The sequence below is a fragment of the Microvirga solisilvae genome (assembly GCF_022808595.1).
GTDB lineage: Bacteria > Pseudomonadota > Alphaproteobacteria > Rhizobiales > Beijerinckiaceae > Microvirga > Microvirga solisilvae.
In genome coordinates, this window is record NZ_JAKUCN010000017.1 from 1 (window position 1) to 2,486 (window position 2,486).

At 62.4% G+C, this 2,486-nt stretch carries 3 protein-coding genes and 1 pseudogene; 3 read left to right on the forward strand and 1 reads right to left on the reverse strand.

All coding sequences use genetic code 11. From position 1 onward, the window contains the following. From MJ639_RS17725 to xth, 3 genes are all read left to right on the forward strand, one after another. The coding region (locus tag MJ639_RS17725) for a DNA translocase FtsK (RefSeq protein WP_279306695.1) at nucleotides 1–335 on the forward strand (335 nt) is incomplete at its 5' end. 99 nt (nucleotides 336–434) lie between these two features. Next, nucleotides 435–1,367, forward strand: a complete 933-nt coding sequence (locus tag MJ639_RS17730; protein WP_243375678.1) for an outer-membrane lipoprotein carrier protein LolA — start codon at nucleotides 435–437, stop codon at nucleotides 1,365–1,367. A gap of 67 nt (nucleotides 1,368–1,434) precedes the next feature. Further along, a complete protein-coding gene (gene xth / locus MJ639_RS17735; protein WP_243375680.1) occupies nucleotides 1,435–2,247 on the forward strand; it encodes an exodeoxyribonuclease III in 813 nt (270 codons plus the stop codon). 57 nt (nucleotides 2,248–2,304) lie between these two features. Here xth and MJ639_RS17740 read toward each other — a convergent pair. Continuing rightward, nucleotides 2,305–2,486, reverse strand: a pseudogene (locus MJ639_RS17740) (calcium-binding protein); the annotation flags it as partial.

The window sequence follows — 2,486 nt, forward strand, 5'->3', positions numbered from 1 at the left end:
AAGTGGAGCATGTGGTGGCGCATCTGAAGCGCCAGGGCCGTCCGCAATATCTTGAGGCGGTGACCGCCGACGAGGAGGAGGCGGCCCCCGACACGGCGGTGTTCGACCAGGGCGAGTTCGGGGCTCCGGGCGGAGATTTGTACGACCAAGCGGTGGCGGTGGTGCTGCGGGACAAGAAGGCGTCGACGAGCTACATCCAGCGGCGGCTGCAGATTGGCTACAACCGGGCGGCGTCGCTGATGGAGCGGATGGAGAACGAGGGCATCGTCGGACCCGCCAACCACGCCGGGAAACGCGAAATCCTCATGGAGAGCCCTCACGGGGGAGAGGATTAATCCCTATATGCCCGGAACCTTGGCCGCGGCCCTGCGTCATCTTTCAGCGCTGCGCAAACGCTCAGCTGCGGTCATAATGGTTCTCGAAGGAAGGTCTCGATGCGTCTTCTCAGCCTTGCCGGTCTGGTGACCGTAGCGTCCGCTCTTGCGGGCGCGCTGCCGGCTATGGCGCAGACGCTGCCCATGGAAATGATCCTGCCGCCCAAGCGGCCGGTCACCGGAGGCTTTGCCGCCTCGCCAAGCTCCCTTCCGACATCGACCTTCCACCAGGCCTCCGCAACAGCCGCAGCCGCCCAGCCCAGCCGACCCGTGATCGCAAGGCCGGTCAATGCCGAGCAGATGCTTGCGGCGACCGCGCCGCTCCCCCCTGCCCGGCCCGCCTTCGCCGAATCGACTCCGGCTCCCGAGACGCAGCCCGTCGAGATTACGCAAAAACCGATCGTCACCGCTTCCATGGGTCCGGTTGGCCAGGGCCAGCCCTTGCCGAACAGCGCCATAGTGGACCGGGCGAACGCCTATTTCACCAATCTCAACACCCTGGTTGCGGATTTCACGCAAGTGGGTGGCGACGGACGGCGCATGGGCGGCACGCTCTATCTCCAGCGCCCGGGCAAGGTGCGTTTCGAATACGATCCCCCGGCCACTCTCGAGGTGATCGCCGACGGACGCTCGGTGGCGGTGCGCGACCGCAAGCTCGCTACCCAGGATCTCTATTCGATCTCGCAGACGCCGCTGAAATTCCTGCTGCGAGAGCGCGTCAATCTCGGCCAAGACATCAAGATCATCGGGATCAGTAACGAGCCCAACGCGGTGCGAATCAACCTGGAGGATTCGTCGACGCTTGGCGGCACGTCCCGGATCACCCTGTTCTTCGACCCCGAGGTGCAGAACCTCAACCAATGGCGGATCGTCGACGCCCAGGGCTTCCAGACCGTCGTGGTGCTGAACGACGCCCAAAAAGGCCGCCGCATCGATCAGGACCTCTTCCGCATCCAATACGAAGAGATCCGCGGCGACGGCGGCAACAAATAGCCTTTCGGCTTCCCTCCCGCCTCAAACTGTCGTAGCCGGGAGAAGTCTGTCGAAGGGGCTTCTTTCCGTGAAACTCACCGTCTCCACCTGGAACATCAATTCCGTGCGCCTGCGCATCGATCAGGTCGAACGCTTCCTCAAGGAGCGGAGGCCCGACATCCTGTGCCTGCAGGAGACCAAGTGTCCGAATGACAAGCTTCCTCTGAAGGAGCTGCAATCCTTCGGTTATCCCTTCGTCGTCCATATGGGCCAGAAGGGCTATAACGGCGTCGCGATCCTCTCGCGTTTTCCGTTCACGGAGACGAGCGTGATGGAAATGTGCGGACGTCAGGATGCGCGCCACATCACCGTCACCCTCGGCCAGGCGAAAGCTGCCTCCGGCATCACGATCCATAATTTCTACGTGCCGGCGGGCGGCGATATTCCCGATCCAGACCTCAACGAAAAATTCCGCCACAAGCTCGACTTCATGGCGGAGATGCGCAGCTGGGGCTCCAAGGCAAAACCGACGAAGGGCCCTGCCATTCTTGTCGGCGATCTCAACGTCGCGCCACTCGAACACGATGTGTGGAGCCACAAGCAGCTTCTCGACGTGGTGAGCCACACGCCGGTCGAGACGCAGGCCCTCGAAGAGTTGCGCCAGGAAGCAGGCTGGATCGATGCCGCACGGCACCTGCGCCCCGAGCCCGAGAAGATCTATTCCTGGTGGAGCTATCGCTCGCCCGATTGGGCCGCCGCCAACAAAGGCCGCCGCCTCGACCACATCTGGATTTCGGACACGCTGAAAGGGTCCCTGCGCTCGGTTGACGTGACCCGCGACACGCGCGGCTGGGAACGCCCCTCCGATCATGCACCCGTCACGATGGAACTGGAGCTGTAAGATCCTGGGAAGACATCGAGCGGAGCCTTTTCGAGGCTCCGCCCATTTTAATGATGCTTAGATGACGACGAAGTCGAGGTTTGTGAGGCCTTTGTTCTTGCCGACATTGGCGAAGACGACCTGACCGCCGGCTTTGTTGCCGTTGGCATCGTACCATACGTCGCCCGTCAGCTTGTTGTAGCCAACGAAGTCGTCCTTATCGGCCGCCTTAGCGCCGACGGTGAAGAACGACTTGCTGA